The sequence below is a fragment of the Streptomyces dengpaensis genome (assembly GCF_002946835.1).
GTDB lineage: Bacteria > Actinomycetota > Actinomycetes > Streptomycetales > Streptomycetaceae > Streptomyces > Streptomyces dengpaensis.
Genome location: NZ_CP026652.1, coordinates 6482925 through 6508436, shown reverse-complemented (window position 1 = coordinate 6508436; position 25512 = coordinate 6482925). Strand labels below are relative to the sequence as shown.

25 protein-coding genes and 1 pseudogene are annotated in these 25512 nt (G+C 70.8%); 9 read left to right on the top strand and 17 right to left on the bottom strand.

Annotation, left to right across the window (positions count from 1 at the left end; translation table 11 throughout):
* Positions 1-65: 65 nt before the first annotated feature.
* The 4 genes from C4B68_RS29975 to hisI all read right to left on the bottom strand — a co-directional run bounded on the left by C4B68_RS29975 (position 66) and on the right by hisI (position 3167).
* The gene (locus tag C4B68_RS29975) at positions 66-305 is read right to left on the bottom strand and encodes an HGxxPAAW family protein (protein WP_099501072.1); all 240 of its coding nucleotides are present in this window, start codon (positions 303-305) and stop codon (positions 66-68) included.
* A gap of 161 nt (positions 306-466) precedes the next feature.
* Positions 467-1120, bottom strand: coding sequence for a TIGR02234 family membrane protein (locus C4B68_RS29970; RefSeq protein ID WP_099501071.1), 654 nt, complete (start codon positions 1118-1120; stop codon positions 467-469).
* Between the two features lie 113 nt (positions 1121-1233).
* Positions 1234-2712, bottom strand: coding sequence for an anthranilate synthase component I (locus tag C4B68_RS29965; RefSeq protein ID WP_099501070.1), 1479 nt, complete (start codon positions 2710-2712; stop codon positions 1234-1236).
* A gap of 11 nt (positions 2713-2723) precedes the next feature.
* Positions 2724-3167: a phosphoribosyl-AMP cyclohydrolase gene (gene hisI / locus C4B68_RS29960; protein ID WP_240634524.1), complete on the bottom strand. Its 444-nt coding sequence runs from the start codon at positions 3165-3167 to the stop codon at positions 2724-2726.
* A gap of 150 nt (positions 3168-3317) precedes the next feature.
* On the opposite strand from hisI, the gene C4B68_RS29955 reads away from it, so the two are divergent.
* Positions 3318-3953: a TIGR03085 family metal-binding protein gene (locus C4B68_RS29955; RefSeq protein WP_099501068.1), complete on the top strand. Its 636-nt coding sequence runs from the start codon at positions 3318-3320 to the stop codon at positions 3951-3953.
* A gap of 10 nt (positions 3954-3963) precedes the next feature.
* Positions 3964-4143: pseudogene (locus tag C4B68_RS44460) on the top strand (VOC family protein); the annotation flags it as partial.
* A 12-nt stretch (positions 4144-4155) separates the two neighbouring features.
* Here C4B68_RS44460 and hisF read toward each other — a convergent pair.
* The 8 genes from hisF to hisD are packed head-to-tail and all read right to left on the bottom strand — an operon-like array spanning position 4156 to position 9884.
* On the bottom strand, positions 4156-4911 hold the full coding sequence (hisF, locus tag C4B68_RS29945; RefSeq protein ID WP_099501067.1) for an imidazole glycerol phosphate synthase subunit HisF: 756 nt from the start codon (positions 4909-4911) through the stop codon (positions 4156-4158).
* The gene (locus tag C4B68_RS29940; protein WP_099501065.1) at positions 4908-5321 is read right to left on the bottom strand and encodes a RidA family protein; all 414 of its coding nucleotides are present in this window, start codon (positions 5319-5321) and stop codon (positions 4908-4910) included. Before C4B68_RS29940 ends, hisF begins: the two co-directional genes overlap by 4 nt.
* Positions 5318-6043, bottom strand: a complete 726-nt coding sequence (gene priA / locus C4B68_RS29935) for a bifunctional 1-(5-phosphoribosyl)-5-((5-phosphoribosylamino)methylideneamino)imidazole-4-carboxamide isomerase/phosphoribosylanthranilate isomerase PriA (protein ID WP_099501063.1) — start codon at positions 6041-6043, stop codon at positions 5318-5320. Before priA ends, C4B68_RS29940 begins: the two co-directional genes overlap by 4 nt.
* Complete coding sequence (hisH, locus tag C4B68_RS29930; protein ID WP_099501195.1) at positions 6040-6687, bottom strand: imidazole glycerol phosphate synthase subunit HisH; 648 nt, start codon at positions 6685-6687, stop codon at positions 6040-6042. Before hisH ends, priA begins: the two co-directional genes overlap by 4 nt.
* Positions 6678-6842: a hypothetical protein gene (locus C4B68_RS42150; RefSeq protein WP_167459192.1), complete on the bottom strand. Its 165-nt coding sequence runs from the start codon at positions 6840-6842 to the stop codon at positions 6678-6680. Before C4B68_RS42150 ends, hisH begins: the two co-directional genes overlap by 10 nt.
* A complete protein-coding gene (gene hisB, locus C4B68_RS29925; RefSeq protein WP_030318918.1) occupies positions 6839-7432 on the bottom strand; it encodes an imidazoleglycerol-phosphate dehydratase HisB in 594 nt (197 codons plus the stop codon). Before hisB ends, C4B68_RS42150 begins: the two co-directional genes overlap by 4 nt.
* Positions 7429-8535 (bottom strand): histidinol-phosphate transaminase, encoded by a 1107-nt coding sequence (locus C4B68_RS29920; protein WP_099501061.1) that lies wholly within the window; start codon positions 8533-8535, stop codon positions 7429-7431. The genes hisB and C4B68_RS29920 overlap by 4 nt, the downstream gene beginning before the upstream one ends.
* Entirely contained in the window at positions 8532-9884 is a 1353-nt protein-coding gene (gene hisD, locus C4B68_RS29915) for a histidinol dehydrogenase (RefSeq protein WP_099501059.1), read from the bottom strand. The genes C4B68_RS29920 and hisD overlap by 4 nt, the downstream gene beginning before the upstream one ends.
* Positions 9885-10058: 174 nt before the next feature.
* Between hisD and C4B68_RS29910 the strand changes: the two genes are divergently transcribed.
* The 4 genes from C4B68_RS29910 to ybaK all read left to right on the top strand — a co-directional run bounded on the left by C4B68_RS29910 (position 10059) and on the right by ybaK (position 14198).
* Positions 10059-11639, top strand: coding sequence for an oxidoreductase (locus tag C4B68_RS29910; RefSeq protein WP_099501058.1), 1581 nt, complete (start codon positions 10059-10061; stop codon positions 11637-11639).
* Between the two features lie 134 nt (positions 11640-11773).
* Positions 11774-12868, top strand: coding sequence for a hypothetical protein (locus C4B68_RS29905; RefSeq protein ID WP_099501193.1), 1095 nt, complete (start codon positions 11774-11776; stop codon positions 12866-12868).
* 11 nt (positions 12869-12879) lie between these two features.
* Positions 12880-13620, top strand: coding sequence for an LON peptidase substrate-binding domain-containing protein (locus C4B68_RS29900; protein ID WP_099501192.1), 741 nt, complete (start codon positions 12880-12882; stop codon positions 13618-13620).
* Positions 13621-13697: 77 nt separating this feature from the next.
* Positions 13698-14198, top strand: coding sequence for a Cys-tRNA(Pro) deacylase (gene ybaK, locus C4B68_RS29895; protein ID WP_099501056.1), 501 nt, complete (start codon positions 13698-13700; stop codon positions 14196-14198).
* A 238-nt stretch (positions 14199-14436) separates the two neighbouring features.
* Here the strand turns inward: ybaK and C4B68_RS29890 are convergent, their stop codons facing one another.
* From C4B68_RS29890 to C4B68_RS29870, 4 genes are all read right to left on the bottom strand, one after another.
* Complete coding sequence (locus C4B68_RS29890; protein WP_099501054.1) at positions 14437-15126, bottom strand: AAA family ATPase; 690 nt, start codon at positions 15124-15126, stop codon at positions 14437-14439.
* A 34-nt stretch (positions 15127-15160) separates the two neighbouring features.
* Positions 15161-15982: an ABC transporter permease gene (locus C4B68_RS29885; protein ID WP_099501052.1), complete on the bottom strand. Its 822-nt coding sequence runs from the start codon at positions 15980-15982 to the stop codon at positions 15161-15163.
* Between the two features lie 304 nt (positions 15983-16286).
* Positions 16287-17258, bottom strand: coding sequence for an ABC transporter ATP-binding protein (locus C4B68_RS29875; RefSeq protein WP_099501051.1), 972 nt, complete (start codon positions 17256-17258; stop codon positions 16287-16289).
* 282 nt (positions 17259-17540) lie between these two features.
* Positions 17541-18758 (bottom strand): NYN domain-containing protein, encoded by a 1218-nt coding sequence (locus C4B68_RS29870; RefSeq protein ID WP_099501190.1) that lies wholly within the window; start codon positions 18756-18758, stop codon positions 17541-17543.
* Between the two features lie 238 nt (positions 18759-18996).
* Here C4B68_RS29870 and C4B68_RS29865 point away from each other — a divergent pair, with 238 nt between their 5' ends.
* Positions 18997-19176, top strand: coding sequence for a hypothetical protein (locus C4B68_RS29865; protein WP_099501049.1), 180 nt, complete (start codon positions 18997-18999; stop codon positions 19174-19176).
* Between the two features lie 216 nt (positions 19177-19392).
* Here C4B68_RS29865 and dnaE read toward each other — a convergent pair whose 3' ends face one another.
* The gene (gene dnaE, locus C4B68_RS29860; protein ID WP_099501047.1) at positions 19393-22932 is read right to left on the bottom strand and encodes a DNA polymerase III subunit alpha; all 3540 of its coding nucleotides are present in this window, start codon (positions 22930-22932) and stop codon (positions 19393-19395) included.
* A gap of 367 nt (positions 22933-23299) precedes the next feature.
* Between dnaE and C4B68_RS29850 the strand changes: the two genes are divergently transcribed.
* Both C4B68_RS29850 and C4B68_RS29845 read left to right on the top strand, forming a co-directional pair.
* Positions 23300-24628, top strand: a complete 1329-nt coding sequence (locus tag C4B68_RS29850) for a DUF2252 domain-containing protein (protein ID WP_099501046.1) — start codon at positions 23300-23302, stop codon at positions 24626-24628.
* Between the two features lie 103 nt (positions 24629-24731).
* On the top strand, positions 24732-25418 hold the full coding sequence (locus C4B68_RS29845) for a hypothetical protein (RefSeq protein WP_099501044.1): 687 nt from the start codon (positions 24732-24734) through the stop codon (positions 25416-25418).
* Positions 25419-25512 lie beyond the last annotated feature (94 nt).

Here is a 25512-nt window from a genome sequence, read left to right as displayed (position 1 = left end):
GCGTGAGAGGCGGCCCCGGCGGGTGTGCCGGGACCGCCTCTCACGTAGCCCTGCGAAGCGAGTGGTCAGCTCTGGGCGCCCGCGGTCTCGCGGACCTGCTGCGTGCCCGTGGCCTTCGGCTGTCCCAGGCCCGCCGCCCGCATGGCCCAGCCGACGACACCGCCGAGAACGACGACGATCATGCCGGCCCAGAAGCCCAGCGGGTTGGCCATCACCATGAAGGCACCCGCAACGCAGAAACCGATGAACGCGATGATGACACCGGTCCAGGCGGCCGTGGTGTGACCGTGGTTGCTGCCCGCCATGACTTGCTCCTCGTTTGCTCTATGCGTGTGTGAGCCGGACGCTCACCGTCCATTGTCCCGCACAAGCGGGTGCGCCGTGAGCGGGGGGTCACCGCTCGCGCGTCGGTTCCGCCGTCCCACGACGAAAGTCCCGGGGCCGAGACCCCGGTGAGCGACAGGGCTCAGGTCCCCGCGGTATCCGGCCCCGTCGGGTCCTCGCCGCGGTCGAGCGCCTTCCAGAGGTCCTCGGGGCGGTCCGGATCGACCGGCTTGACCTTGCGCGGCCGGGGCGTCCCGTCGCGTTCGTAGCGGCCCGACATGGCGGGCCACAGCCGGCCGTAGCGCAGCGCGAGCAGGCCCGCGAGGAGGATCAACGCCCCGCCGGCGGCCGCGATGTACGGCCAGACGGTGTGGCTGAGCGCTTCGGCGGTGGCGGCGGTGTTGCCGGAGGCCGCCGCGGCCTTCTCGTCGAGCGCGGAGCTGTCGCCGGCGCCCAGCACGGCCGCGACGACCGTGCCCACGCCGGAGAGGGCGAGCAGCGCGGAGACCAGGAGGCGGCCTGAGCGGCCTACGGCGAAGACGGCGACGAGCGCGGCGAGGCCCACTATGGCGAGCGCCGCGGGCACGCCCGTGACGTCGCTGCCCGTGGCGGTCAGCGGGAAGTCTCCACCGGCCACCGTGGCGGTGCCCTCCGACCAGCTCTGCCGGGTGGACAGCAGGGCCACGGCCGCGCCGAGCGCACCGCAGAGCAGGGCGACGGCGAGGCTGCGGCGGCCGGACCGGGCGGGTCCGGCGGCTTGGGATCGCGGGTGAGGTACAGCAGTCACATCCTCCACTATCGCTTGAACCCCGGGCGAACCGTCACCCGGGGTTCACGTGAGCCTCGTCCTATGGCCCGAAGTCGGTACGGTCCATGGCCCGGCTGCCCGGCGTCCTGCTCCCTGCCGTCCTACCGCCCAAGCCGGTTCGCCGTGTGCACTGCGCGCAGGACCGCCGCCGCCTTGTTGCGGCACTCGTGGTCCTCGGCGAGCGGGTCCGAGTCGGCGACGATGCCCGCGCCCGCCTGGACGTACGCCGTGCCGTCGCGCAGCAGCGCGGTGCGGATGGCGATGGCGGTGTCGGAGTCACCGGCGAAGTCGAGGTAGCCGACGCAGCCGCCGTACAACCCCCTTCTGGACGGCTCCAGTTCGTCGATGATCTGCATCGCGCGCGGCTTGGGGGCACCGGAGAGGGTGCCGGCCGGGAAGCAGGCGGTGAGCACGTCGAAGGCCGTACGTCCTTGCGCGACGCGCCCGGTCACCGTCGAGACGATGTGCATCACGTGCGAGTACCGCTCGATGGACATGAAGTCGACGACCTCGACGGAGCCGGGCTCGCAGACCCGGCCGAGGTCGTTGCGTCCCAGGTCGACGAGCATCAGGTGCTCGGCGCGCTCCTTGGGGTCGGCGATCAGCTCGTCGGCGAGGGCCTGGTCCTCCTGGACGGTGGCGCCGCGCGGCCGGGTACCGGCGATGGGGTGCACCATCGCCTGGCCGTCCTCGACCTTGACCAGGGCCTCCGGGGAGGAGCCGACGACGTCGAAGCCGTCGAAGCGGAAGAGGTACATGTACGGCGAGGGATTAGTCGCCCTGAGCACGCGGTAGACGTCCAACGCACTTGCGGTGCACGGCGTTTCGAAGCGCTGGGAGGGGACGACCTGGAAGGCCTCGCCCGCCCGGATGCGCTCCTTGACGTCCTCGACGGCGGCCTGGAAGTCGGGGCCGCCCCAGAGCGCGGTGTACTCGGGGAGTTCGGAGGGCGGGAGCGCTGCCGGGGGCTGCGAGACGGCGCGTGAGAGGTCGGCCTCCATGGCGTCGAGGCGGGCGACGGCATCCGCGTAGGCCTCGTCGACGCCCGTGTCGAGGTCGTTGTGGTTGATCGCGTTGGCGATCAGCTGGACCGAGCCTTCCCAGTGGTCCATGACCGCGAGGTCGCTGGTGAGCAGCATGGTCAGCTCGGGCAGCTTGAGGTCGTCGCGCTCGCCGGGTCCGATCTTCTCCAGGCGGCGCACGATGTCGTAGCCGAGATAGCCGACCATGCCGCCGGTGAACGGGGGCAGGCCCTCGCCGTGGGGCGTGTGCAGCGCCTCTAGGGTGGCGCGCAGGGCCGCGAGCGGGTCCCCGTCGACGGGGACGCCGACGGGCGGGGTGCCGAGCCAGTGCGCCTGGCCGTCCCGCTCGGTGAGGGTCGCGGCGGAGCGGACGCCCACGAAGGAGTAGCGGGACCACGAGCGGCCGTTCTCCGCGGATTCCAGGAGGAAGGTGCCGGGACGCTCGGCGGCGAGCTTGCGGTAGAGCGCGACCGGCGTGTCGCCGTCCGCGAGAAGCTTGCGGCTGACGGGGATCACGCGGCGATCGGTGGCGAGCTTGCGGAACGTCTCGAGGTCCATGGCGGCTGACCTTACTGATCCCGTGCCGGTACGCCCGCATCGGCGTCCTTGAGCTGTACGTCGGCATTGATGAGCTGTACGTCGGCGTCCTTGAGCAGCACGTCGGCGTCGAAACAGGTGCGGGCCCCGGTGTGGCAGGCGGCGCCCACCTGGTCGACCCTCACGAGGATCGTGTCGGCGTCGCAGTCCAGGGCCACGGACTTCACGTGCTGGACGTGGCCGGAGGTGTCGCCCTTGACCCAGTACTCCTGGCGGCTGCGCGACCAGTAGGTGCAGCGGCCCGTGGTGAGCGTGCGATGCAGCGCCTCGTCGTCCATCCAGCCGAGCATGAGCACCTCGCCGGTGTCGTACTGCTGGGCGATGGCGGGGACGAGCCCGTCGGCGCTGCGCTTGAGACGCGCGGCGATCTCGGGGTCCAGGCTGCTGGGCCTGCTGGGCGAAGGCGTGCTGGTCATGGGTGCCATTGTGCCCCGCCGCGCCGGCTGCCCCGCGGTTGTCCACAGGCCGGAACGCGCAGGCCCCTGCTGGGTGAGGCCGTTTTCCACAGGCCCGACCCCGCCGTTCTCCACTGGGCGGACCGATCGGGCGGTCGTAGGCTGTGGGACATGTCGACCCATGCGAAGCGTGAACGACTCCTCCTCGCCGACCTGTTGGAAGCCGTGGGACCGGACGCCCCGACCCTGTGCGAGGGCTGGAACACCCGGGATCTCGCCGCGCACGTGGTGGTCCGCGAGCGCCGCGCCGACGCCGCGGGCGGAATCCTGATCAAGCAGCTCGCACCACGCCTGGAGAGGGTGATGGCGGAGTTCACGCAGAAGCCGTACGAGGAGCTGATCCAGCTGATCCGTACGGGTCCGCCCCGCTTCTCGCCCTTCGCGCTGAAGCAGATCGACGAAGCGTCGAACACGGTCGAGTTCTACGTTCACACCGAGGACGTACGGCGCGCTCAGCCCGACTGGACGCCGCGCGAACTGGACCCGGTCTTCCAGGACGCCCTGTGGTCCCTGCTGGAGCGCACGGCCCGGCTGACCGGCCGCAGCGCCCCGACCGGTCTCGTCCTGCGCCGCCCGGACGGCCAGACGGTGGTCGCGCACAAGGGCACGCCGGTCGTGACGGTGACCGGCGAGCCCTCGGAGCTGCTGATGTTCGTGAACGGGCGGCAGAACGTGGCCGATGTCCAGCTGGATGGCGACAAGGACGCCGTCGCCACGCTGCACGAGACGAAGCAGCTGGGACTCTGAGAGGCTTCCCATGATCAGGGTGGCGATGACCGGTGTGTACGTCGACGACGTGGCGAGGGCGCACGCCTTCTACACGAACATCCTCGGCTTCGAGACCCGCACCCACATGGACCTGGGCGGCGGCACACTGTTCGTCACGGTGGGCGCGCCCGACGGGGCCCAGCAGTCCTCTCGGGCGGCCGGGGCTTACACGCCTGAACCCTCAGCGAACGGGATGCCCCGCCCCCCGCAACGTCTCCTTCACCTCACCGATCCGCAGATCCCCGAAGTGGAAGACGGACGCGGCGAGCACCGCGTCGGCGCCGGCGGCGACGGCCGGCGGGAAGTCGGCGAGCCGCCCCGCGCCGCCGCTCGCGATGAGCGGCACGGTCACGTGCTTGCGTACGGCCTCGATCATCTCGATGTCGTACCCGTCCTTCGTGCCGTCCGCGTCCATCGAGTTGAGCAAGATCTCGCCCGCGCCCAGCTCGGCGGCCCGGTGCGCCCACTCGACGGCGTCGATGCCGGTGCCCTTGCGGCCGCCGTGGGTGGTGACCTCGAAGCTCCCGGTCGGAGTCCGCCGCGCGTCCACCGACAGGACCAGCACCTGCCGACCGAACCGCTCCGCGATCTCACGGATGAGGTCGGGCCGGGCGATCGCGGCCGTGTTGACGCCGACCTTGTCCGCGCCCGCCCGCAGCAGCTTGTCCACGTCCTCGGCGGTGCGGACACCGCCGCCCACCGTCAGCGGGATGAAGACCTGCTCGGCCGTACGGCGCACCACGTCGTACGTGGTCTCGCGGTCGCCGGAGGACGCGGTGATGTCCAGGAACGTCAGCTCGTCGGCGCCCTCGGCGTCGTACACCTTGGCCATCTCGACGGGGTCGCCCGCGTCGCGCAGGTTCTGGAAGTTGACACCCTTGACGACCCGGCCGTTGTCCACGTCCAGGCAGGGGATGACTCGTACGGCAAGGGTCATGCTGACGAAGCTCCGTATTCTCCGCCGGGGCGGCTCGCCTCCACCTCGACCTCGACGACCAGACGCGGGTCCACGAAGCCGGAGACGATGATCATGGATGAGACGGGACGCACGGAGTCGAACAGCTCCTTGTGGGCGCGGCCGACCTCCTCCACGTCCCGGGCGTGGGTGATGTACATGCGCGTACGGACGACGTCGTCGCGGCCGAGGCCGATCTGCTCCAGCGCCGCGAGCGCGACGTTGAAGGAGTTGACCGCCTGCTCGTACGGGTCGCCGCCGACGATCGCTCCGTCGACCACTGAGTTGCAGCCGGCCACCAGCACCAGGCCGTTCGGCAGCTCCACCGCGCGGGAGTAGCCGAAGGCATCCTCCCAGGGCGCGCCCGTCGTGACGCGTCGTACGTCGCTCACTGGGCCACCGCCTCCAGGGCCTCTTCGAGGGTGAACGCCTTCGCGTACAGGGCCTTCCCGACGATGGAGCCCTCGACACCGAGGGGCACCAGCTCGGCGATGGCGCGCAGGTCGTCGAGCGACGACACGCCGCCGGAGGCGACGACCGGCCGGTCCGTCGCCGCGCACACGTTGCGCAGCAGCTCCAGGTTCGGGCCCTGGAGCGTGCCGTCCTTGGCGATGTCGGTGACGACGTACCGCGCGCAGCCCTCCTTGTTGAGGCGCTCCAGCGTCTCGTAGAGGTCGCCGCCGTCGCGGGTCCAGCCGCGGCCGCGCAGGGTCGTACCGCGTACGTCGAGACCGACCGCGATCTTGTCGCCGAACTCGGCGATGACCTTGGCGACCCACTCCGGGGTCTCCAGCGCGGCGGTTCCCAGATTCACCCGGGTGCAGCCGGTGGCGAGGGCGGCCGCCAGCGACGCGTCGTCCCGGATGCCGCCGGACAGCTCCACCTTGATGTCCATCGCCCGGGTGACCTCGGAGATCAGCGCCCTGTTGTCGCCGGTGCCGAACGCGGCGTCCAGGTCGACGAGGTGCAGCCACTCGGCGCCCGCGCTCTGCCAGGCAAGAGCGGCCTCCAGGGGAGACCCGTACGAGGTCTCCGAACCGGACTCGCCGTGCACGAGGCGGACGGCCTGGCCGTCGCGGACGTCGACGGCGGGGAGGAGTTCGAGCTTGCTCACAGTGTTCCGATCCAGTTGGTGAGGAGCTGGGCTCCGGCGTCGCCGGACTTCTCGGGGTGGAACTGGGTGGCCGACAGGGGACCGTTCTCAACGGCCGCCACGAAGGGCTTGCCGTACGTCGACCAGGTCACCAGCGGCGCCTGCATCGTGGGGTTCGTCGCTTCGAGGGTCCAGTCGTGGACCCCGTACGAGTGAACGAAGTAGAAGCGCGCGTCGGCGTCGACCCCGGCGAAGAGCTCCGACGCGGGCGGCGCGTCGACCGTGTTCCAGCCCATGTGGGGCACGATGTCCGCCTGGAGCGGCTCGACCGAGCCGGGCCACTCGTCGAGGCCCTTGGTCTCCACGCCGTGCTCGATGCCCCGCGCGAAGAGGATCTGCATGCCGACGCAGATGCCCATGACCGGGCGGCCACCGGCGAGACGGCGGTCGATGATCCAGTCGCCGCGTGCTTCCTTGAGGCCGTGCATGCAGGCGGCGAAGGCGCCGACGCCCGGCACCAGCAGCCCGTCCGCGTTCATGGCCTTGTCGAAGTCACGCGTGATCTCGACGTCCGCGCCCGCGCGCGCGAGGGCGCGCTCGGCGGACCGCACATTGCCGAAGCCGTAGTCGAAGACGACCACGTTCGTAGAGGTACTCAATTCCAGACCTCCAGCCTCACGATGCCCGCGACGAGACACATCGCGGCGCCGATGGAGAGCAGCACGATGAGCCCCTTCGGCATCTTCTGCTTGACGAAGGAGTAGACGCCGCCGAGGAGGAAGAGTCCGACGACGATCAGGATGCTCGACAGGCCTGTCACAGCGCGCCCTTCGTGGAGGGGAGGATTCCGGCAGCGCGCGGGTCGCGCTCGGAGGCGTAGCGCAGCGCGCGGGCCAGCGCCTTGAACTGGCACTCCACGATGTGGTGCGCGTTGCGCCCGTAGGGCACGTGCACGTGCAATGCGATCTGGGCCTGGGCGACGAAGGACTCCAGGATGTGCCGGGTCATCGTCGTGTCGTACTCGCCGATCATCGGCGCCATCTTCTCGGGCTCGGTGTGCACGAGGTACGGGCGGCCGGACAGGTCGACGGTCACCTGGGCGAGCGACTCGTCCAGCGGGACCGTGCAGTTGCCGAATCGATAAATCCCCACCTTGTCGCCGAGCGCCTGCTTGAAGGCGGCGCCCAGCGCGAGGGCGGTGTCCTCGATGGTGTGGTGCGAGTCGATGTGCAGGTCGCCCTCGGTCTTCACGGTCAGGTCGAACAGACCGTGCCGGCCGAGCTGGTCCAGCATGTGGTCGTAGAAGCCGACGCCTGTCGACACATCGACCTTGCCGGACCCGTCGAGATCGATCTCGACGAGGACCGACGTCTCCTTCGTCACTCGTTCCACGCGTCCTACGCGGTTCATGCGCTCTGCTCCTTCTTCAGTTCACGTACCGCGTCGAGGAACGCGTCGTTTTCGGCAGGGGTTCCGGCGCTCACCCGCAGCCACCCCGGTACGCCGTTGTCGCGGACCAGGACACCCCGGTCGAGGATCTTCTGCCAGGCCGTGTGCGCGTCGGCGAAGCGCCCGAACTGCACGAAGTTGGCGTCCGACTCGGTCACTTCGCAGCCGATCGCCCGCAGTTCGGCGACCAGGCGGTCCCGCTCCGCCTTCAGCTGCTCGACGTACTTCAGCAGCGTGTCGGTGTGCTCCAGGGCCGCCAGCGCGGTCGCCTGCGCGACGGCCGACAGGTGGTACGGCAGCCGGACGAGCTGGACGGCGTCCACGACGGCGGGATGGGCGGCAAGATAGCCGAGCCGCAGACCCGCCGCGCCGAACGCCTTCGACATCGTCCGCGAGACGACGAGATTCGGCCGGCCTTCGATCAGGGGCAGCAGCGAGTCGCCGTGGCTGAACTCGATGTACGCCTCGTCCACGATCACCATCGACGGCTTCGCCGCCTGCGCGGCCTCGTACAGCGCGAGAACCGTCTCGCGCGGGACCGCGTTGCCCGTGGGGTTGTTGGGGGTGGTGATGAAGACGACGTCGGGGCGGTTCTCGGCGATCGCCTTCGCGGCGGCGGCCAGGTCGATCGTGAAGTCCTCGTTGCGGGGACCCGAGATCCATCCCGTGCCGGTGCCGCGCGCGATGAGCGCGTGCATCGAGTACGACGGCTCGAAACCGATGGCCGCACGGCCCGGTCCGCCGAAGGTCTGCAGCAGCTGCTGGATGATCTCGTTCGAACCGTTGGCGGCCCAGACGTTCTCGATGCCGACCTGGTGCTTGCCGGTCCTCGTCAGGTACTTGGCCAGCTCGGTGCGCAGCTCCACCGCGTCCCGGTCGGGGTAGCGGTTGAGGTCGCGGGCGGCCTCGCGCACCCGCTCGGCGATCCGCTCGACGAGCGGCTCCGGCAGCGAGTACGGGTTCTCGTTGGTGTTCAGCCGTACGGGGACATCGAGTTGGGGCGCGCCATAGGGGGTCTTGCCGCGCAGCTCGTCCCGTACGGGGAGATCGTCGATGCCAGTCACTTGCCTTCAGGAACCTTCCACCCGCTGTGCCCGATTCGTTCGCCTCCGGCAAAACGAGCCTTGATTGCCGCACCGTGGGCCGGCAGGTCCTCCGCCTCCGCCAGCGTCACCACGTGATGCGCCACGTCGGCGAGGGCATCGCGCGTGTAGTCCACGATGTGGATGCCGCGCAGGAAGGACTGTACGGACAGGCCCGAGGAGTGGCAGGCGCAGCCGCCGGTGGGCAGGACATGGTTGGACCCGGCCGCGTAGTCGCCCAGCGAGACCGGCGCCCAGGGGCCGATGAAGATCGCGCCGGCGTTGCGGACCCGGTCGGCCACCGCGGCGGCGTCGGCCGTCTGGATCTCCAGGTGCTCGGCGCCGTACGCGTCGACCACCCGCAGGCCCTCGTCGACGCCGTCGACGAGGACGATCGCGGACTGCTTGCCCTTGAGGGCCGGGACGATCCGGTCGTCGATGTGCTTGGTCGCGGCGACCTGCGGCTCCAGCTCCTTCTCCACCGCGTCCGCCAGCTCGGCGGAGTCGGTGACCAGCACCGCCGCCGCCAGCGGATCGTGCTCGGCCTGGCTGATCAGGTCGGAGGCGACGTACACCGGGTCGGCGGTGGAGTCGGCGAGGATCGCGATCTCGGTCGGGCCGGCCTCGGCGTCGATGCCGATCTTGCCGGTGAAGTAACGCTTGGCGGCGGCGACCCAGATGTTGCCGGGGCCGGTGACCATGTTGGCGGGCGGGCAGGACTCGGTGCCGTACGCGAACATCGCCACGGCCGTCGCGCCGCCGGCGGCGTACACCTCGCCGACGCCGAGCAGGGCGCACGCGGCGAGGATCGTCGGGTGCGGCAGGCCGTTGAAATCGGCCTGCGCCGGTGAGGCGAGCGCGATCGACTCGACGCCTGCCTCCTGCGCGGGCACGACGTTCATGACCACGGACGACGGGTAGACCGAGCGGCCACCCGGCGCGTACAGGCCGACGCGCTCGACCGGCACCCACTTCTCGGTGACCGAGCCGCCGGGCACGACCTGGGTGGTGTGCGTCGTACGGCGCTGCTCGCGGTGGACCAGACGGGCGCGGCGGATGGACTCCTCCAGGGCCGCGCGCACGGCCGGGTCGAGCTGCTCCAGGGCGTCCTTGAGCGCCCGGGCCGGCACACGGACGGAATCCAGCCGTACCCCATCGAACTTCTCCGCGTAGTCGATCAGCGCCGCGTCTCCCCGATGATGAACCGCCTCGCAGATCGGACGCACCTTCTCCAGGGCGGCCTGAACGTCGAAGTCGGCTCGGGGCAGCAGGTCGCGCAGGGCCGGGCCCTCGGGGAGGGCGTCGCCGCGCAGATCGATTCGGGAGATCACGGTCCCAATTCTCTCAGACGGCGACAACGCGCTGGACGCCTGTATCAATGGCTGATACAAGCCACCTTCGGTTCCGCGGAAGATCCGCTTCACCGATAGCGTTCGCGCAGTCACTGAGCGGGCATGGGACGGATGTACGAAACCCGCGAGTAGCTGGGGAGGAAGGAAAGTGCCGTGACCGAGGGTGCCGGCATCCGCGATGGGGACCTGCCGGACGAACTGACCGCCGCCGAAGCCGGGATGTGGCAGGCCTTCCGCAACGGCAGCGTGTACGACCTGCGCAGCGGGGACGCGACCGTCGACGATCCGCACGGCGGCCATCCCTGGGGCCCGGAGCGCAGCGTCCGGGCACGGATCGTGGCGTGGCTGCTGCTCGACGGCCCTCCCCCGCTCCCGGGCCGCGTCCCTTCCCTGAAACTGACCGGCGTGCAGATCACCGACGTCCTCGATCTCGCGGGCGGCACGGTGGAGCCGTACGTCGAGATGAAGGGGTGCCGGTTCGAGAAGGAGATCCTGCTGCCGGAGGCCCGGTTCGCGACCGTACGCCTGGTGGACTGCTCGGTGCCGCGTCTGGAGGCGGCCCGGCTGCACACCGAGGGCGATCTGCATCTGCCGCGCTGCCGCTTCCACAACGGGGTACGGCTGACCGACGCGCGCATCGGCACGGATCTGCTGCTCAACCAGGCCGTGGTCTACCGCGACCGGCGCGGGCGCTCGATCACCGGCGACGGCATGACCGTCGGGCAGGACCTCCAGGCGGAGATGCTGGAGTCGCACGGCGAGCTGAGCCTGCGCGGCGCCACCGTCGGCGTGTCGCTCAGCCTGCGCGGCAGCAAGCTGAGCAACCCGTACACGCGGCTCGCCCTGAACGCGCCCCAGCTGACCGTCAACCGGACGCTGTACATGACCCCCGCGGCCGTCGGCAATCCCCTGCTGACCAGCGGCACCACCCCGGCGCGCGGCACGCTGGTGCAGCGGTTCGAGTGCCAGGGCGGAATCCGCCTGGACGACGGGCGATTCGGGGACGCCGTCGACTTCGAGCGGGCCCGGTTCGCCTTCGACGACGACCAGGAGCTGTCGCTGCGCCGGGTCCAGACGCCCGAGCTGCGCTTCCTCGGGGAGCGGCCCGAGCGCGGCAAGGTCGTGCTGTCGGGCGCGAAGGTCGTCAACCTGGTGGACAGGGCGTCGAGTTGGCCGGGGCCCGGCAGCCTGCACATGGGCGGCTTCGGTTACGAGAACCTCGTACCGCAGGGCGCGTTCCCGCTGACCCGGCGCCTGGAGTGGGTGGCGGCGGCGACGCCCGAGTACAACCCGGAGCCGTACGAGCGCCTCGCCACCGTGCTGCGCAACTCCGGCGAGGACGAGGACGCGCGCGAGGTGCTGCTCGCCAAGCAGCGCCGCCGCCGCGAGACCCTGCCGCTCGCTGCCAAACTCTGGGGATACGCGCAGGACTGGACGGTCGCCTACGGGTACCGGCCCGGGCGGGCCGCCCTGTGGATGGCGGTGCTGTGGGCGGCGACGTCGGTGGCGTTCTCGCATGCCAGCCATCCGCCGATCAAGAGCGGCGAGCATCCGCCGTGGAACGCCTCGCTGTTCGCCCTGGACCTGCTGCTGCCGGTCATCGACCTCGGCCAGGTCGGCTTCTGGCAACTGCGCGGCGGCTGGCAGTGGCTGGCCGCGATGGTGATCCTCGTCGGCTGGATCCTGGCGACGACGGTGGCGGCGGGGGCCACGCGGATGCTGCGGCGCGGCTGACGTACGAACAGTAGAACAGCAGTCACCTTTTGCCATGCCTTGACTGTTGGCCGTACAACCAAGAGATGGTTACAAAAGCGTCACACTTCACCCCCTGGCACAGCTCCGACCTGCAGCTTTCAATGGTCTTCACCATGGCTCTGCTGCGCGCGTTCCTCCGTACGGCACGGATGGAACGGACCACTTCGCGTCTCGCCGCCGGACTGCCCGCCGACGACGAGATACTGCTCGACGCCCCGGACGAACGCCTCGGCCCCGCGCTCGTCGCGGCGGGCCGCGGCGAGTACGGCCCCGCCGCCGAGCTGCTCGCCACCACGCGCGAGGCCGCCGAGTGGGAGAGCCGCGACCGGTACGCGACAGGCCTCGCGACCTTCGCGCGCTCCCGCGACGAGTGGCTCCGGAAGTGGCAGGCCGCCAGCCCGCACGACCCGGACGTGCTGCTCGTCAGGGCCGAGCTCGCGGTGCGCCGCGCCTGGGAGTCGCCCGCCCGCGTCGAACTGCTGCGCCAGATCGGCCCGCTGATCACCGCCGCCGCCGAGGGCGATCCCCGCGATCCGGTGCCCTGGCGGATCGCGCTCGACCACGCCCGCGGCACGAACGTCGGGCACGCCGAGTTCGAGAAGCTGTGGGGCGAGGCCGTACGACGCTCTCCGCACCACTACGGCTGCCATGTGGCCGCCCTGCAGTATCTGTCGGCCGCGTGCTGCGATCTGCCGGCCGCGTGCTGTGCTTCCTGCGAGGACACCCCTCAGACCAGTCGGCGCTCCCACCGCGAGTGCTTCGACTTCGCCGAGCGGGCCGCCCAGGACGCTCTGCCGGGCTCCCTGGTGCAGGTGCTGCCGGTGCGCGCGGCCTTCGCGTACCTGACCGAGGGCGGCGGGGCGGCGGTGCCGCGCGAGCGCCTCGACGCGGCGGCCGACCTGGCGATCGCCGTCTCCGCGACGTACCGCGCCGTCGACCCGTGGCCCGCGGAGGTCCGCAATCTCCTCGCGTACGTCCTGATCAGGCTGGAACGCTGGACGGAAGCCCTGGAACAGCTCCGCCTGATCGGCCCGTACGCGACCTCGTTCCCCTGGGACCGGGGGTCGGACGACCCGCTCGGCCGGTTCCTGGAGCTGCGCGACCGCGTCCGTCTGGCGGCCGCTTCGGGCCTCCCGCCGCGTCCGCCAGGTCCCGATCCGCGCCCGGAGAGCGGGCGCGACGGACGCGCCCACTCCGCCGGCCATTAGGCTTGCCCGTCGTGACCACCGTCCGGCTCCCGCTCTTCCCCCTGAACTCGGTGCTCTTCCCGGGGCTCGTGCTTCCTCTGAACGTGTTCGAGGAGCGCTATCGCGCCATGATGCGCGATCTGCTCAAGACCCCCGAGGACGAACCGCGCCGGTTCGCCGTCGTCGCCATCCGCGACGGCTACGAGGTCGCGCCCTCCTTGCCCGGCCTGCCGGACCAGACCGCCGTGCCCGAGCGCGGGCCCGCCGCCGGGTTCGGCGACGATCCGGCGAAGGCCTTCCACGAGGTGGGCTGCATCGCGGACGCGGCGACCATCCGGGAGCGCGCCGACGGCAGCTTCGAGGTGCTGGCCACCGGAACCACGCGCGTACGGCTCCTTTCGGTGGACGCCTCCGGGGCGTTCCTCACGGCCGAGCTGGAGGAACTGCCGGAGGAGCCCGGCGAGGAGGCGGGCGCGCTCGCCGAGGGGGTCCTGCGGGCCTTCCGCCAGTACCAGAAGCGCCTGGCGGGCGCGTCGGAGCGCTCACTGTCGACCGGCGCCGATCTGCCGGACGAGCCCGCGGTGGTCTCCTACCTGGTGGCGGCCGCCGTGATGCTGGACATCCCGGCGAGGCAGCTGCTGCTCCAGGCCCCGGACACGGCGTCGCGCCTGCGCGCCGAGCTGAAACTGCTGCGCGCCGAGACCGCGATCATCCGTAATCTGCCGTCGTTGCCGGCGTCGGACCTGACGCGCGGCCCGACGAGCCTCAACTGAACGACGAGTCTCAAACGATGAGTCTCGAAGGACGAGTCCCGAACGACGAGTCTCAACTGACGTATTCGAGAAGGCCGATGGCGAAGAAGCCGAAGAAGCAGCAGCCCGGGGGCACCCCGGCCACGGTGGCGCTGACGGAGGCGGGCGTCCCGTACACGGTGCACTCCTACGAGCACGACCCGTCCCACCCCTCCTACGGCGAGGAGGCCGCCGAGGCGATGGGCGTCTCGCCGGACCGGGTCTTCAAGACCCTGGTGGCGGACGTGGACGGCTCGCTCGTCGTCGCGGTGGTCCCGGTGGCCGGCTCCCTGGACCTGAAGGCCCTGGCCACGGCGGTGGGCGGGAAGCGCGCGGCGATGGCGGATCCGGCGGCGGCCGAGCGCACCACGGGCTACGTCCGCGGCGGCATCTCGCCCCTGGGCCAGCGCAAGAAGCTGCGCACGGTGCTGGACTCGTCCGCCGGCCGGCACACCACGGTCTGCGTGTCGGCGGGCCGCCGGGGTCTTGAGGTCGAGCTCGCCCCCGACGACCTCGCGAAGCTCACGGAAGCGGTGCTGGCGCCCGTCGCCCGTGCGTGACCCCTCGACGTGTGTCCCGTCCTCGGCTAAGCACGAGGGACATGTCGAAGAAAACCCGCAAACGCAAGTGGCGCATCCGAAAGGGCCGCGCAAACCACGGCCGCCGCCCGGCATGACCCCGCACGCCGGAGGGGCTGGGAATCAGCCCCTCCGGCGTTTGAGGAGCGGGGGGTTTGGGGGCGGAGCCCCCAAGTGATGGGAATGGGTAGGAGGGGCGGCGGGGGCGAAAAACGCCTGCCTAGGCGACCGGAGCCGGCGGCCCGCCGCCGTACGAGCTCTGCTCGTACGGGTCGGGATCCCGGGGCCCGAAGAGCGCCGTGAGCCCGAGGTGCACCACCAGACCCGCGAGCGACCAGGCCAGCAACGCCCCCTTCGCCCCGAGCTTGAGCGGCGCGGAGAACGTCACCCCCTTGCCCACGGCCTTGGCGTGCGCGACCACGTCCTGCGTGGGCCCGAGCCACATCCCGACCCGCCACGCGAGCAACGACCCCAGAAGCCCGCCCACCGCGAGCGCGACCACCAGCGGCACACCCCCACGCCGCCGCACCAGGAACACGACCAGCGCACTCACCGCACCGAACGCCAACGCCAGCAGAGTGAACGTCCCATCGACCCCGATGGCCTGCTCCCCCTCGGTGTCCTTCAGATACACCGCGCTGTCGTCCGCGACCAACGGCACATGCGGCGCCAGCCGCCACCACAACACCCCGAGCAGCGCCCCCGCGAGCGCCATCACCACCGTGATCACGGCGGCCTCCCGCACTTCGGTCTTCATCCCGGGGCCGTCCTGTCCATACGAGACGTCATACGCGGCGTACGCGGCCTGATACGGGGCGGGAGCCCCCGGCCCGGAAACGGGCGAAGCCTGCCAGGCACGGTTCGAGGACTGTTCATGCGGCGGCGGAGGCGGAGTCAACGGAGCGGTCACCCTGACATCGTGCCAGGCCCAGCTGTCAGCCGCGTCACCGGACGGCTGCCCGACGGTACGCCCAGGTCGCGAGGGCCAGCGAGGCCACCCCGACACCGGCGCAGACGGCCAGGTCACCGAGGACAGCGGTCCAGTCGGGGTGCGCCCCGAAGGTGCGGGCGAAGGCCTCGACGCCATAGGTCGAGGGCAGCAGATCACGGCCGTACTGCACGAAGGTGGGCAGCCGGTCCGCCGGCAGCACCCCGAGCAGCAGCGCGGCCGACATCCCCAACTGCCCGAGCAGCGTGGCGAGTTCGGGCCGTGGCGCGAGCAGCCCGAGTGCGGCGCCGAGCCCGGCGAGCGCGGCACCCGCGAGCGGGATGACCGCGGCGAGCACCCACAGGTGGGCCAGCGGCAGCCCGAAGAGCACGGAGCCGAACACGGCGGTGGCGATCGTCCCGGGCACCGTGAAGGACGCGTACGCGCCGGCGGCGCCGAGCACCACGGCGGCCGGCGGCACGGGCAGCGTCGCGTAGTGGTCGAGCCCGCCGCTGGCACGCAGCTGCCCGAAGTACTGCGCGAGGAGGTTGAGGGCGACGAAGGCCACCACGAGGACCGACGACCCGGCCACCACGGCCCGGGCCTCGCCTCCGTCGTCCACCACGCCCCGCATCAGGATCATGATCCCGATGGACTGGAAGGTGGCCACGAACAGCAGCGGGATCCGCGCGACGCGGGCCCGGGAGAGCTGCGCGCGGTACACGGCGCCGAGCGACGGCCACAGCCGCGCGCGCGGCCCCAGCTCCGCGGCGTCACCGGCGTCCTCGGCCACGGGCAGCGCACTGCCCGGCAGAACTCCAGCGGGTACGACACTCACGTCGAGCTGCTCCCCTTCACTCCGGCAGCCGTCCTGTTCTTCACTCCGGCAGCCATCTCGTTCCCGAAGCCTGCGGCCACCCGCGGGTTCCGTACACCCACGGCCACCCGCGCGTTCCGTACACCCACAGCCACCCGCGCGTTCCGTACACCCACGGCCACCCGCGCGTTCCGTACACCCACAGCCACCCGCGAGTTCCGTACACCCACAGCCACCCGCGAGTTCCGTACACCCACAGCCGCCCTCGGGTTCCGAACGCACACCGGCTCTCGCCGCCTACGTACGGATTCCGCGTCCCAGTTACTCACGCCTTCACCAGCCCCTGCGTATCGCCCCCGAGCGCGAGGTACACGTCCTCCAGGCTCGGTGTGGTCAGTGTGAAGTCGTCGAGGGCGGCGAAGGCGGCGCCACCAGTGACCGTGGCGACGGCCGCACGGGCCTCCTCGGGGGCGAGCCGCAGGGTCCAGCTGCGGCCCGACTCGACGGCGCGGGCGCGCAGCGCGGCGACCTCGGGGACGTGGAGCGGAGCGCTCGCGCGCCAGACGAGTTCGACCCGCACCTCGCCCGCGACCCGCTCCTTCAGCCCGGCCGGGGTGTCGCAGGCGATGACGCGGCCCCGGTCGAGGACGGCGACCCGGTCGAGGACGGTCTCGGCCTCGATCACGTTGTGGGTGACCAGCAGCACGGTCGTGCCGCGCTCGGCCCGGCGCCGGTCGATCGCGGACCAGACGGCGCGGCGGGCGACAGGGTCCATGCCGGTGGTCGGCTCGTCGAGGACGAGCAGCGGCCGCTCCCCCACGAGGGCGGCGGCGAGGCACGCGAGCCGCCGCTGCCCGCCGGACAGCTTGTTCAGGGGGCGGGCGGCGAGGTGGGTGAGGCCCAGTTCGTCGAGGACGGCGTCCCGCTCGGCCCGGGCCTCGCGGAGGTTGAGCCCGCGCAGCCGCGCGGTCGTCTCGGCGGCGAGCGACACGGTCAGCTCGTCGAGGGCGGTGGACTCCTGCCCGAGGTACGCGAGGATGCGCGCCGCCCGCTCCGGGTGGCGCACGATGTCGTGCCCGAGGATCTCCACGCTGCCGCTGTCGGGGCGCATGAGCCCGGTCAACTGCCGTACGAGGGTCGACTTGCCCGCGCCGTTCGGCCCGAGCAGCCCGAAGATCTCACCGCGCCGGATGTCCAGCCGTACACCGTCGGTGGCCCGCACCTCGGGCGTTCCGGGGGCGCCCCGGCGTCCGCGTACCGCCGGATAGGTCTTGCTCAGACCGCGCACCGCGCACACGACATCGCCTCTGTGTCCGTTCCGGACTGTCTGTGCGGTGCGCGTACTCACGAGGGACGAGCCTACGGGGTCCGATGCCCCGTTATGCGCCCGGGGCCTCGGCTCCACGCCGCGCGAGGCCCCGGCCCCACGCCGCGCGGGCCCCCCGGGGACCCCGCCTCACGGCTCACCCGGTGCGCCCGGGGGCCCCCGCCTCACCGCTCAGCCGATGCGCCCGGGGACCTCGTCCCACCGCTCACCCGATGCGCCCGGGGACCTCGTCCCACCGCTCGGCGGGTGCGCTCACTCCCCCGCCGGCACGTGTTCCGCCGCCGTGCGCACGTCGATCTCGCGCCAGAAGCCCGCCCGGATCGCGTACCGGTCGTGCTCGTCGATCTGGTCGTCCTTGTGGGCGAGCAGGCCGAAGCGGGCCGCGTAGCGCAGGAGCTCGCCGTCGACCCGGTGCGGGATGCGCGGGTACATCGTGGACAGCTTCTGCAGGTGGCTCGGGTCGGTGAGCCGCTCCATCCAGCGGCGCGCGAAGACCTGCCCCACCTCGTACGGATCGCCGCCGACCGTGGTGATGTCCTCCTCGCGGTCCGCCCACCGCTGCTCGGCGGTGGTGAGCTGGGCGAGGGTGGGCAGCAAGGCGGCCTCCGCGGACTCCGTGGGGCCCCCGGGCCGCTCGATCCAGCCCTTGTCGGAGGACCAGCGCAGCGTGGCGCTCGCGGGGTGCTGGGCGGGCTGCGTGCCGGGGCCGCGCAGCGCCGCCAGGTCCTTCGGCGTGGGAACGCCCTTGGGCGCGGGCACCCGCTCCTCGGTGCCGTTCTGCGACTCGGCCGCCGTGGCGTGTTCGGCCTCCTGCCCGGGCCGCTCGGCGGCCGAGGCGAGCGCCGAGTCCGGCAGCGGCGCGGAGAGGATCGCGGCGATCTCGGGGCGCGGCGCGGGCGGCGGCGCGCAGATCCCGCCGAGATCCTTGGCGCGCACGGCCTGGGTGATCCAGGCCCGGTCGAGCACGCGCCGCTCGTCGGCCTCGGCGACGAGGTCCTCGGACTGGTTGTAGTCACCGTCCGCGGCCTGTACGGCCCACAGGTGTACGGCGACCCCGTGCTCCTTGGCTGCCATCATGCCCGGCAGCAGATCCCCGTCGCCGGTCACCAGGACCACGTCGGAGCAGGCGCGGTTACGGGCCAGCTCGGTCAGCTCGGCGTGCATGGCGGCGTCCACGCCCTTCTGGGCCCAGCGTCCGTCGCTGCGGGTCAGCGCGCCCAGGCGCACCGTCACGCGCGGCATCACGCGCAGCCTGCGGTGCTCCGGTTGCGGTACGCGGTCGGGTGCGCCGTCGAACCAGTAGATGCGCAACAGGGGCCGCTCCGTGTCGGACTCGGCGCGCTCGCGCAGGCCCTGGATGAGGGCGGCGTGGTCGACGGTGATCCGGGACCGCGAGGGCTCCCCGGCGAGGAGACTGGCAGCAGCCCCGAGCAGATACCCGGCGTCCACCAGGACGATGCAGCGGTCCACGCGATCCACCCTCTTTCCGGGAGGTTTGCTTCGGGCTTCCTTCGAGTCTGCCCGACCGTGCGGAGGTTAACGGCCGGAACTCGATCTTCGGCGTGGCGGATCGAAGGATCGTGCCCCGGCAGGGACGCTCCGACAGGGCTCATTACACACGGTAATTCTCTGAAATGCGCTGCTTGTCAGCCTATGTGAATCTGGTCGCGGCCCTGGCCCCTAGACCCCCTTCAGGAGGCAGATCACCATGGCCAAAAACAAGAACCGCAAGCAGGGCGGCCAGCAGGACCGCTCCTCGCAGGCCGAGCGTGCGCAGGAGCAGGCGCAGCGGTCCTCGGCGGAAGCAACGCAGTCGCCGATGACGCACGCCCAGGGCAGCCCCGCCGATGTTGCCCGTAAGCAGCAGAAGCGCTTCGGCCACAACTGAGGCCGTCGCGCGGGCCGTTGAAGCCCTATAGGGCATTTGAGGCCCGACAGGGCTCGTGAGGCCCAGGCACACACCGAGGGGCGCATCCAATGACGGATGCGCCCCTCGCGTACGTCTGTTGACGTGCGTACGGCCGTGTCGACGTGTGCGCGGCCGACGGTGTGAAGCCGACGGGTATGAAGCCGACGGGTGCGGTGCGCGGCCGACGGGTGTGTGTCAGCCCGCCAGGCAGGACGGGCCCAGCAGCACCTTCAGGTCGCCGAAGAGCGCCGGATCCGGCTTCACGCGGTGCCGGTCGAGCCGGAGCACCGTGGTCTTGCGCGGGCCCTGGAGCCTGATGCGGACCTCGCTCTCGCCCTTGTGGTGGCCGAGGATCTCGCCGAGGCGGCTGACCATGGGCGGGGTGACCTTGACCGCCGGGATGGTGAGGATCACGGGCGCGTTGGTGCCCGCGTTCGACAGGTCCGGGACCTGCATCTCCATCGCCACGAGCCGCGGCACGTCCTCGCGCTTGTCGAGGCGTCCCTTGACGAACACGACCGCGTCCTCGACGAGTTGGGTCGACACCAGCTGGTAGGTCGCCGGGAAGAACATGCACTCGATGGAGCCCGCGAGGTCCTCCACCGTGGCGATGGCCCAGGCGTTGCCCTGCTTGGTCATCTTGCGCTGCAGGCCCGAGATGATGCCGCCGACGGTCACCACGGCGCCGTCCGAGAAGTCACCGCCGGTCAACTGCCCGATACCGGCGTCCGCCTTGTCGGACAGCACGTTCTCCAGGCCGAAGAGCGGGTGGTCGGAGACGTACAGGCCGAGCATCTCCCGCTCCTGGGCGAGCAGATACGTCTTGTCCCACTCGTCGGCGGTGAACTCGACGTCGAGCCCGAAGCCCGGCTCGTCGCTGTCCTCGTCCATCCCGCCGAAGAGGTCGAACTGCCCCTCGGCCTCCTTGCGCTTGACCGCCACCACGTTGTCGATCATCGGCTCGTACTGCGCGGTGAGGCCCTTGCGGGTGTGCCCCAGGGTGTCGAACGCGCCCGCCTTGATGAGCGATTCGGTGGTGCGCTTGTTGCAGGCGGTGGCCTCGACCTTGTCCAGGTAGTCGGGGAAGGAGGCGTACTTCCCCTTCGCCTTGCGGGAGCGGATGATCGACTCGACCACGTTCGTGCCGACGTTGCGCACGGCCTCCAGGCCGAAGAGGATCACGTCGTCGCCCTGGGCGGCGAAGTTGTGCACCGACTCGTTGACGTTCGGCGGGAGCACCCTGATGCCCATGCGGCGGCATTCGTTGAGGTAGACCGCCGACTTGTCCTTGTCGTCCTTGACCGAGGTCAGCAGCGCCGCCATGTACTCGGCCGGGTAGTTCGCCTTCAGGTACGCGGTCCAGTAGGTGACCAGGCCGTACGCGGAGGAGTGCGCCTTGTTGAACGCGTATCCGGCGAAGGGGACCAGTACGTCCCACAGGGCCTGGATCGCCGCGTCGCTGAAGCCGTTCTTCTTGGCGCCCTCCTGGAAGATGGTGAAGTTCTTCGCCAGTTCCTCGGGCTTCTTCTTGCCCATCACGCGACGCAGGATGTCGGCCTCGCCGAGCGAGTAGCCGGCGATGATCTGGGCGGCCTTCTGCACCTGCTCCTGGTAGACGATGAGGCCGTAGGTGAGGCCGAGCGTCTCCTTCAGGGGCTCTTCGAGCTCCGGGTGGATCGGGGTGATCTCCTGGCGGCCGTTCTTGCGCTCCGCGTAGTTGATGTGCGAGTTCATGCCCATCGGGCCCGGCCGGTACAGGGCCGAGACGGCGGAAATGTCCTCGAAGTTGTCGGGCTGCATCTGGCGCAGCAGCGAACGCATCGGGCCGCCGTCGAACTGGAACACGCCGAGCGTGTCACCGCGGCAGAGCATCTCGTACGTCTTGGGGTCGTCGAGCGGGACGTCGAGGAGCTCCAGCTTGATGCCCTTGTTGGCCTCCACCATCTTGACGGCGTCGTCCATGATGGTCAGGTTGCGCAGGCCCAGGAAGTCCATCTTCAGCAGGCCGAGCGACTCGCACTGCGGGTAGTCCCACTGTGTGATGGTGACGCCGTCGGTGTGGCGGACCCAGATCGGGGCGTGGTCGACGATGGGCTCGCTGGACATGATCACGCCGGCCGCGTGCACGCCCATCTGCCGGACCAGGCCCTCCACGCCCTTGGCGGTGTCGATGACCTTCTTCACGTCCGGCTCGTTCTCGTACATCCCCCGGATCTCGCCCGCCTCGCTGTAGCGCGGGTGCGAGGAGTTGGTGATGCCGTCGAGGTCGATGCCCTTGCCGAGGACGTCGGCGGGCATGGCCTTGGTGAGGCGGTCGCCCATCGCGTACGGGTAGCCCAGCACGCGCGCGGAGTCCTTGATCGCGTTCTTTGCCTTGATCTTGCCGTAGGTGCCGATCATGGCGACCTTGTCGGCGCCGTATTTCTCGGTCACGTACCTGATCACTTCGACGCGCCTGCGCTCGTCGAAGTCGATGTCGACGTCGGGCATGGAGACACGCTCGGGGTTGAGGAACCGCTCGAAGATCAGTCCGTGCTCGATCGGGTCGAGGTCGGTGATGCCCATGGCGTACGCGACGATCGAGCCGGCGGCGGAGCCTCGGCCGGGGCCGACCGCGATGCCGTTCTTCTTGGCCCACATGATGAAGTCGGCGACGACGAGGAAGTAGCCCGGGAACCCCATCTGGATGATGACGTCCATCTCGTAGTCCGCCTGCTTCTGGCGGTCCTCGGGGACACCTCCGGGGTAGCGGCGCGCCATGCCGCGCCGGACCTCCTCCTTGAACCAGGTGACCTCGGTGTAGCCATCCTCCGGGATGTCGAACTTGGGCATCAGGTCGCGCTTCTCGAACATCCCCGTGGTGTCGATCTGCTCGGCGACCAGGAGGGTGTTGGCGCAGCCCTCCTGCCAGGCGTCCGAGGAGTCGATGGCGTACATCTCGTCCGTGGACTTCAGGTAGTAGCCGGTGCCGTCGAACTTGAAGCGGTCCGGGTCGGAGAGGTTCTTGCCGGTCTGGATGCAGAGCAGGGCGTCGTGCGCGGTCGCCTCGTGCGCGTACGTGTAGTGCGAGTCGTTCGTCACCAGGGGCGGGATGCCGAGCTTCTTGCCGATCTCCAGGAGGCCGTCGCGGACCCGGCGCTCGATCTCGATGCCGTGGTCCATCAGCTCCAGGAAGTACCGGTCCTTGCCGAAGATGTCCTGGTATTCGGCGGCCGACTTCAGGGCCTCGTCGAACTGGCCGAGGCGCAGGCGCGTCTGGAGCTCGCCGGAGGGGCAGCCGGTGGAGGCGATGAGCCCCTCGGACCACTGGGAGATGGTCTCCTTGTCCATGCGGGGCCACTTCTGCAGCCAGCCCTCGGCGTACGCGTCCGAGGAGAGCCGGAAGAGGTTGTGCAGGCCCGTCTTGTTCGCCGCCCAGATCGTCTTGTGCGTATAACCACCCGAACCGGACACGTCGTCGCGCTTCTGGTGCGGCTGGCCCCACTGGATCTTGCGCTTGTTGCGCCGGGACTCCGGGGCGACGTACGCCTCGATGCCGATGATCGGAGTGACGCCCGCCTTCTGGGCCGAGTGGAAGAAGTCGTACGCCCCGTGGAGGTTGCCGTGGTCGCTCATGGCGATGTGTGTCATGCCCATCTCATTGCAGGCATTGAACATGTCCTTGAGCCGCGCGGCACCGTCCAGCAGCGAGTACTGGGTGTGGACGTGCAGGTGCGTGAACGGCGGCTTTGACACGGCTTCGGCCTCCAAATAGTTACTGCGGCGCGATGGGGGTCCCCCCAGGCGTTCAGCTCTGGGGGAGCCTCGATGAGGGGCGGTGGTCGGGTGACGGGTGGGCAATCGTCGACAGGCTGCGGACAGTCTGGGGGGACAGCGTCGAAGTCTATGACGCGGGACTGACACTCCGCGGAGGATCACACGTACCGTCGTGCGGGTACTCGGATCCCGGGCATACCGTCGCCGACGGGATCCGGGCACTCCGGCGTACCGTCGTCCGTTGGAAGTCAACGGACCCGTCCGTCGACCTGGGCGGACGGTCTGACCAGGGATGGCGCGCCCGTCCCATCCGTCCCGCACCACCTGCACCAGGAGGCACCCAGCGATGTCGGTCCCGCAGCTCAGCGCCGAGCAACGCGGCGAGCAGATCCTCGCCGTCTTCGACACCGCCTTCGGCGAGCTCCTGGCCGCCGACCCGGCAGCGTTCCGCGTGAAGTTCCGCAAGATGGCGGCCTCCGCGTTCGCGTTCTACCGGGGCGCGGCGGGCCTCTTCTACCACGACCTCGACCAGGAGAGGCGGGGCGGACCGTACCTGGACGAGCGGACCTCCCGGGTCTGGATCCACGGCGACCTGCACGCCGAGAACTTCGGCACGTACATGGACTCCCAGGGCCGCCTGATCTTCAACGTGAACGACTTCGACGAGGCGTACGTCGGGCCCTTCACCTGGGACCTCAAGCGCTTCGCGGCCTCCGTGGCGCTCATCGGGTACGCGAAGGCGCTCAGCGACGAGCAGATCACCGAGCTGGTCACGGTGTACGCGGCCGCCTACCGCGAGCGGATCCACGCCCTCGCCGCCGGCGCCAAGAGCGACGAGGTGCCGCCCTTCACGCTGGAGACCGCCGAGGGCCCGCTCCTGGACGCCCTGCGTGACGCCCGCTCCCTGACGCGTTTCGGGCTGCTCGACTCGATGACCGAGATCCGTGACTTCGAGCGCCGCTTCGCGCCCGGCGGCGGCTCCATCGAGCTGGACGCCGCCACCCGCTACAAGGTGCTCGCGGCCTTCGACGGCTATCTGGAGACGCTGCCGGAGTCGTCGCTGGCCCGCCCGGACTCGTACCGCGTGAAGGACGTCGTGGGCCGCCGCGGCATCGGCATCGGCTCAGCCGGCCTGCCGTCGTACAACATCCTTCTGGAGGGCAACAGCGACGCCCTGGAGAACGATGTCGTGATCTACATCAAGCAGGCCCAGACCCCGGCCGTCTCCCGGCACATCACGGACGCCGCGATCCGCGAGTACTTCGAGCACGAGGGCCACCGCACGGTGATCTCGCAGCGCGCCCTCCAGGCGCACGCCGACCCGTGGCTGGGCTGGACCGAACTGGACGCCGCGGGTCAGCTGGTCGCCGAGGTGTCGCCGTACGCGGTGGACCTGGACTGGGGAGACATCGACGACCCCGAGGAGATCGCCTCGGTCGTCGCGGACCTCGGCCGGGCCACGGCCACGATGCACGCGGCGGCGGACGACGAGAGCGGCCACTCGGAGCTGGTGCCGTTCTCCACGGAGCGGGCCATCGACGCGGCCATCGCCGCCGACGAGGACGGCTTCGCGAACCTCCTGGTGGACTTCGCGCACAGCTACGGCGCACGCGCGCGTGCCGACCACCAGATCTTCGTGGACCTGTTCCGCAACGGCCGGATCCCCGGTCTGTAAGCCCTGGCAGACCGGCCTCCAGACCGCTCTCACAACGCTCCCGTAACGCATGGGAACCCTTTAGGGGGCCCTTACGGGAGCGCGTGGGAGACTCTCCACCGCTATGGACATATCCGGGACCCAGCTCAGAGCCGTGCGCGCGGCACTGTTCACGGCTGTCGTCGTGACGCTCTCCACCGCGTCGCACGTGCTGCTGTCCCGGGTCCCGCTGCCCCTGACCACCGTGGCCGCGATCGCCGCCGCCGTCTTCGTCATCGCGTACGCGCTGGCCGGCCGCGAGCGCGGCTTCGGGCGGATCGCGGCCCTGCTGATCCCGCTGGAGCTGGCCGCCGACACCGTGTTCACCGCGGGCCAGCACGTCTGTTACGGCAAGGCGGGCGGCCCGGTCGCGGGCCCGCTGCGCTCGGTCGGCTTCGACCTCCTGTGCGGCAACGGCAGTGTGGGCACGCCGCTGGCCCGGGTGACCGGGAGCGGCGGCGACCGCGCGGGCGCCCTGCTCGCGCACGCCGACCCGGCCGCCGCCTGGCTGCTGCTCGGCGCGCATGTCGGCGTCGGGCTCCTCGCGGCAGCCTGGCTGCGCCGCGGCGAGCGGGCCCTGGACCAGCTGCTGCGCGCGGTGGCCGCGGCGACCTTCCGGCCGCTGCTGATCGCGGTCGCCTCGGTGACCGTACGGCTCGCTCCGGTCCGCCGGCTGCCGCGCACCGCGCGCCGGACGGCCTCCGCCCGTACGCGCCTGTTCGTGCACGCCCTGGGACGGCGTGGACCGCCCCGCTCGGTCGCTCTCGCCTGAGAACAGCACCTGTTCGCCGGAGAACGGCACCTGTTCCCCGAGAACGGTTCTGTACGCCCGAGATCGGCACCTGAGCAACAGCAGTCCCCCATAC

Coding starts and splice junctions, on each gene's coding strand:
- C4B68_RS29955 (WP_099501068.1), top strand. CDS start 3,318: ATGTCGACCCATGCGAAGCGTGAACGACTCCTCCTCGCCGACCTGTTG.
- C4B68_RS29865 (WP_099501049.1), top strand. CDS start 18,997: ATGGCCAAAAACAAGAACCGCAAGCAGGGCGGCCAGCAGGACCGCTCC.
- C4B68_RS29975 (WP_099501072.1), bottom strand. CDS start 305: ATGGCGGGCAGCAACCACGGTCACACCACGGCCGCCTGGACCGGTGTC.
- ybaK (WP_099501056.1), top strand. CDS start 13,698: ATGGCGAAGAAGCCGAAGAAGCAGCAGCCCGGGGGCACCCCGGCCACG.
- C4B68_RS29850 (WP_099501046.1), top strand. CDS start 23,300: ATGTCGGTCCCGCAGCTCAGCGCCGAGCAACGCGGCGAGCAGATCCTC.
- C4B68_RS29905 (WP_099501193.1), top strand. CDS start 11,774: ATGGCTCTGCTGCGCGCGTTCCTCCGTACGGCACGGATGGAACGGACC.
- C4B68_RS29845 (WP_099501044.1), top strand. CDS start 24,732: ATGGACATATCCGGGACCCAGCTCAGAGCCGTGCGCGCGGCACTGTTC.
- hisB (WP_030318918.1), bottom strand. CDS start 7,432: ATGAACCGCGTAGGACGCGTGGAACGAGTGACGAAGGAGACGTCGGTC.
- hisF (WP_099501067.1), bottom strand. CDS start 4,911: ATGACCCTTGCCGTACGAGTCATCCCCTGCCTGGACGTGGACAACGGC.
- C4B68_RS29965 (WP_099501070.1), bottom strand. CDS start 2,712: ATGGACCTCGAGACGTTCCGCAAGCTCGCCACCGATCGCCGCGTGATC.
- hisI (WP_240634524.1), bottom strand. CDS start 3,167: ATGACCAGCACGCCTTCGCCCAGCAGGCCCAGCAGCCTGGACCCCGAG.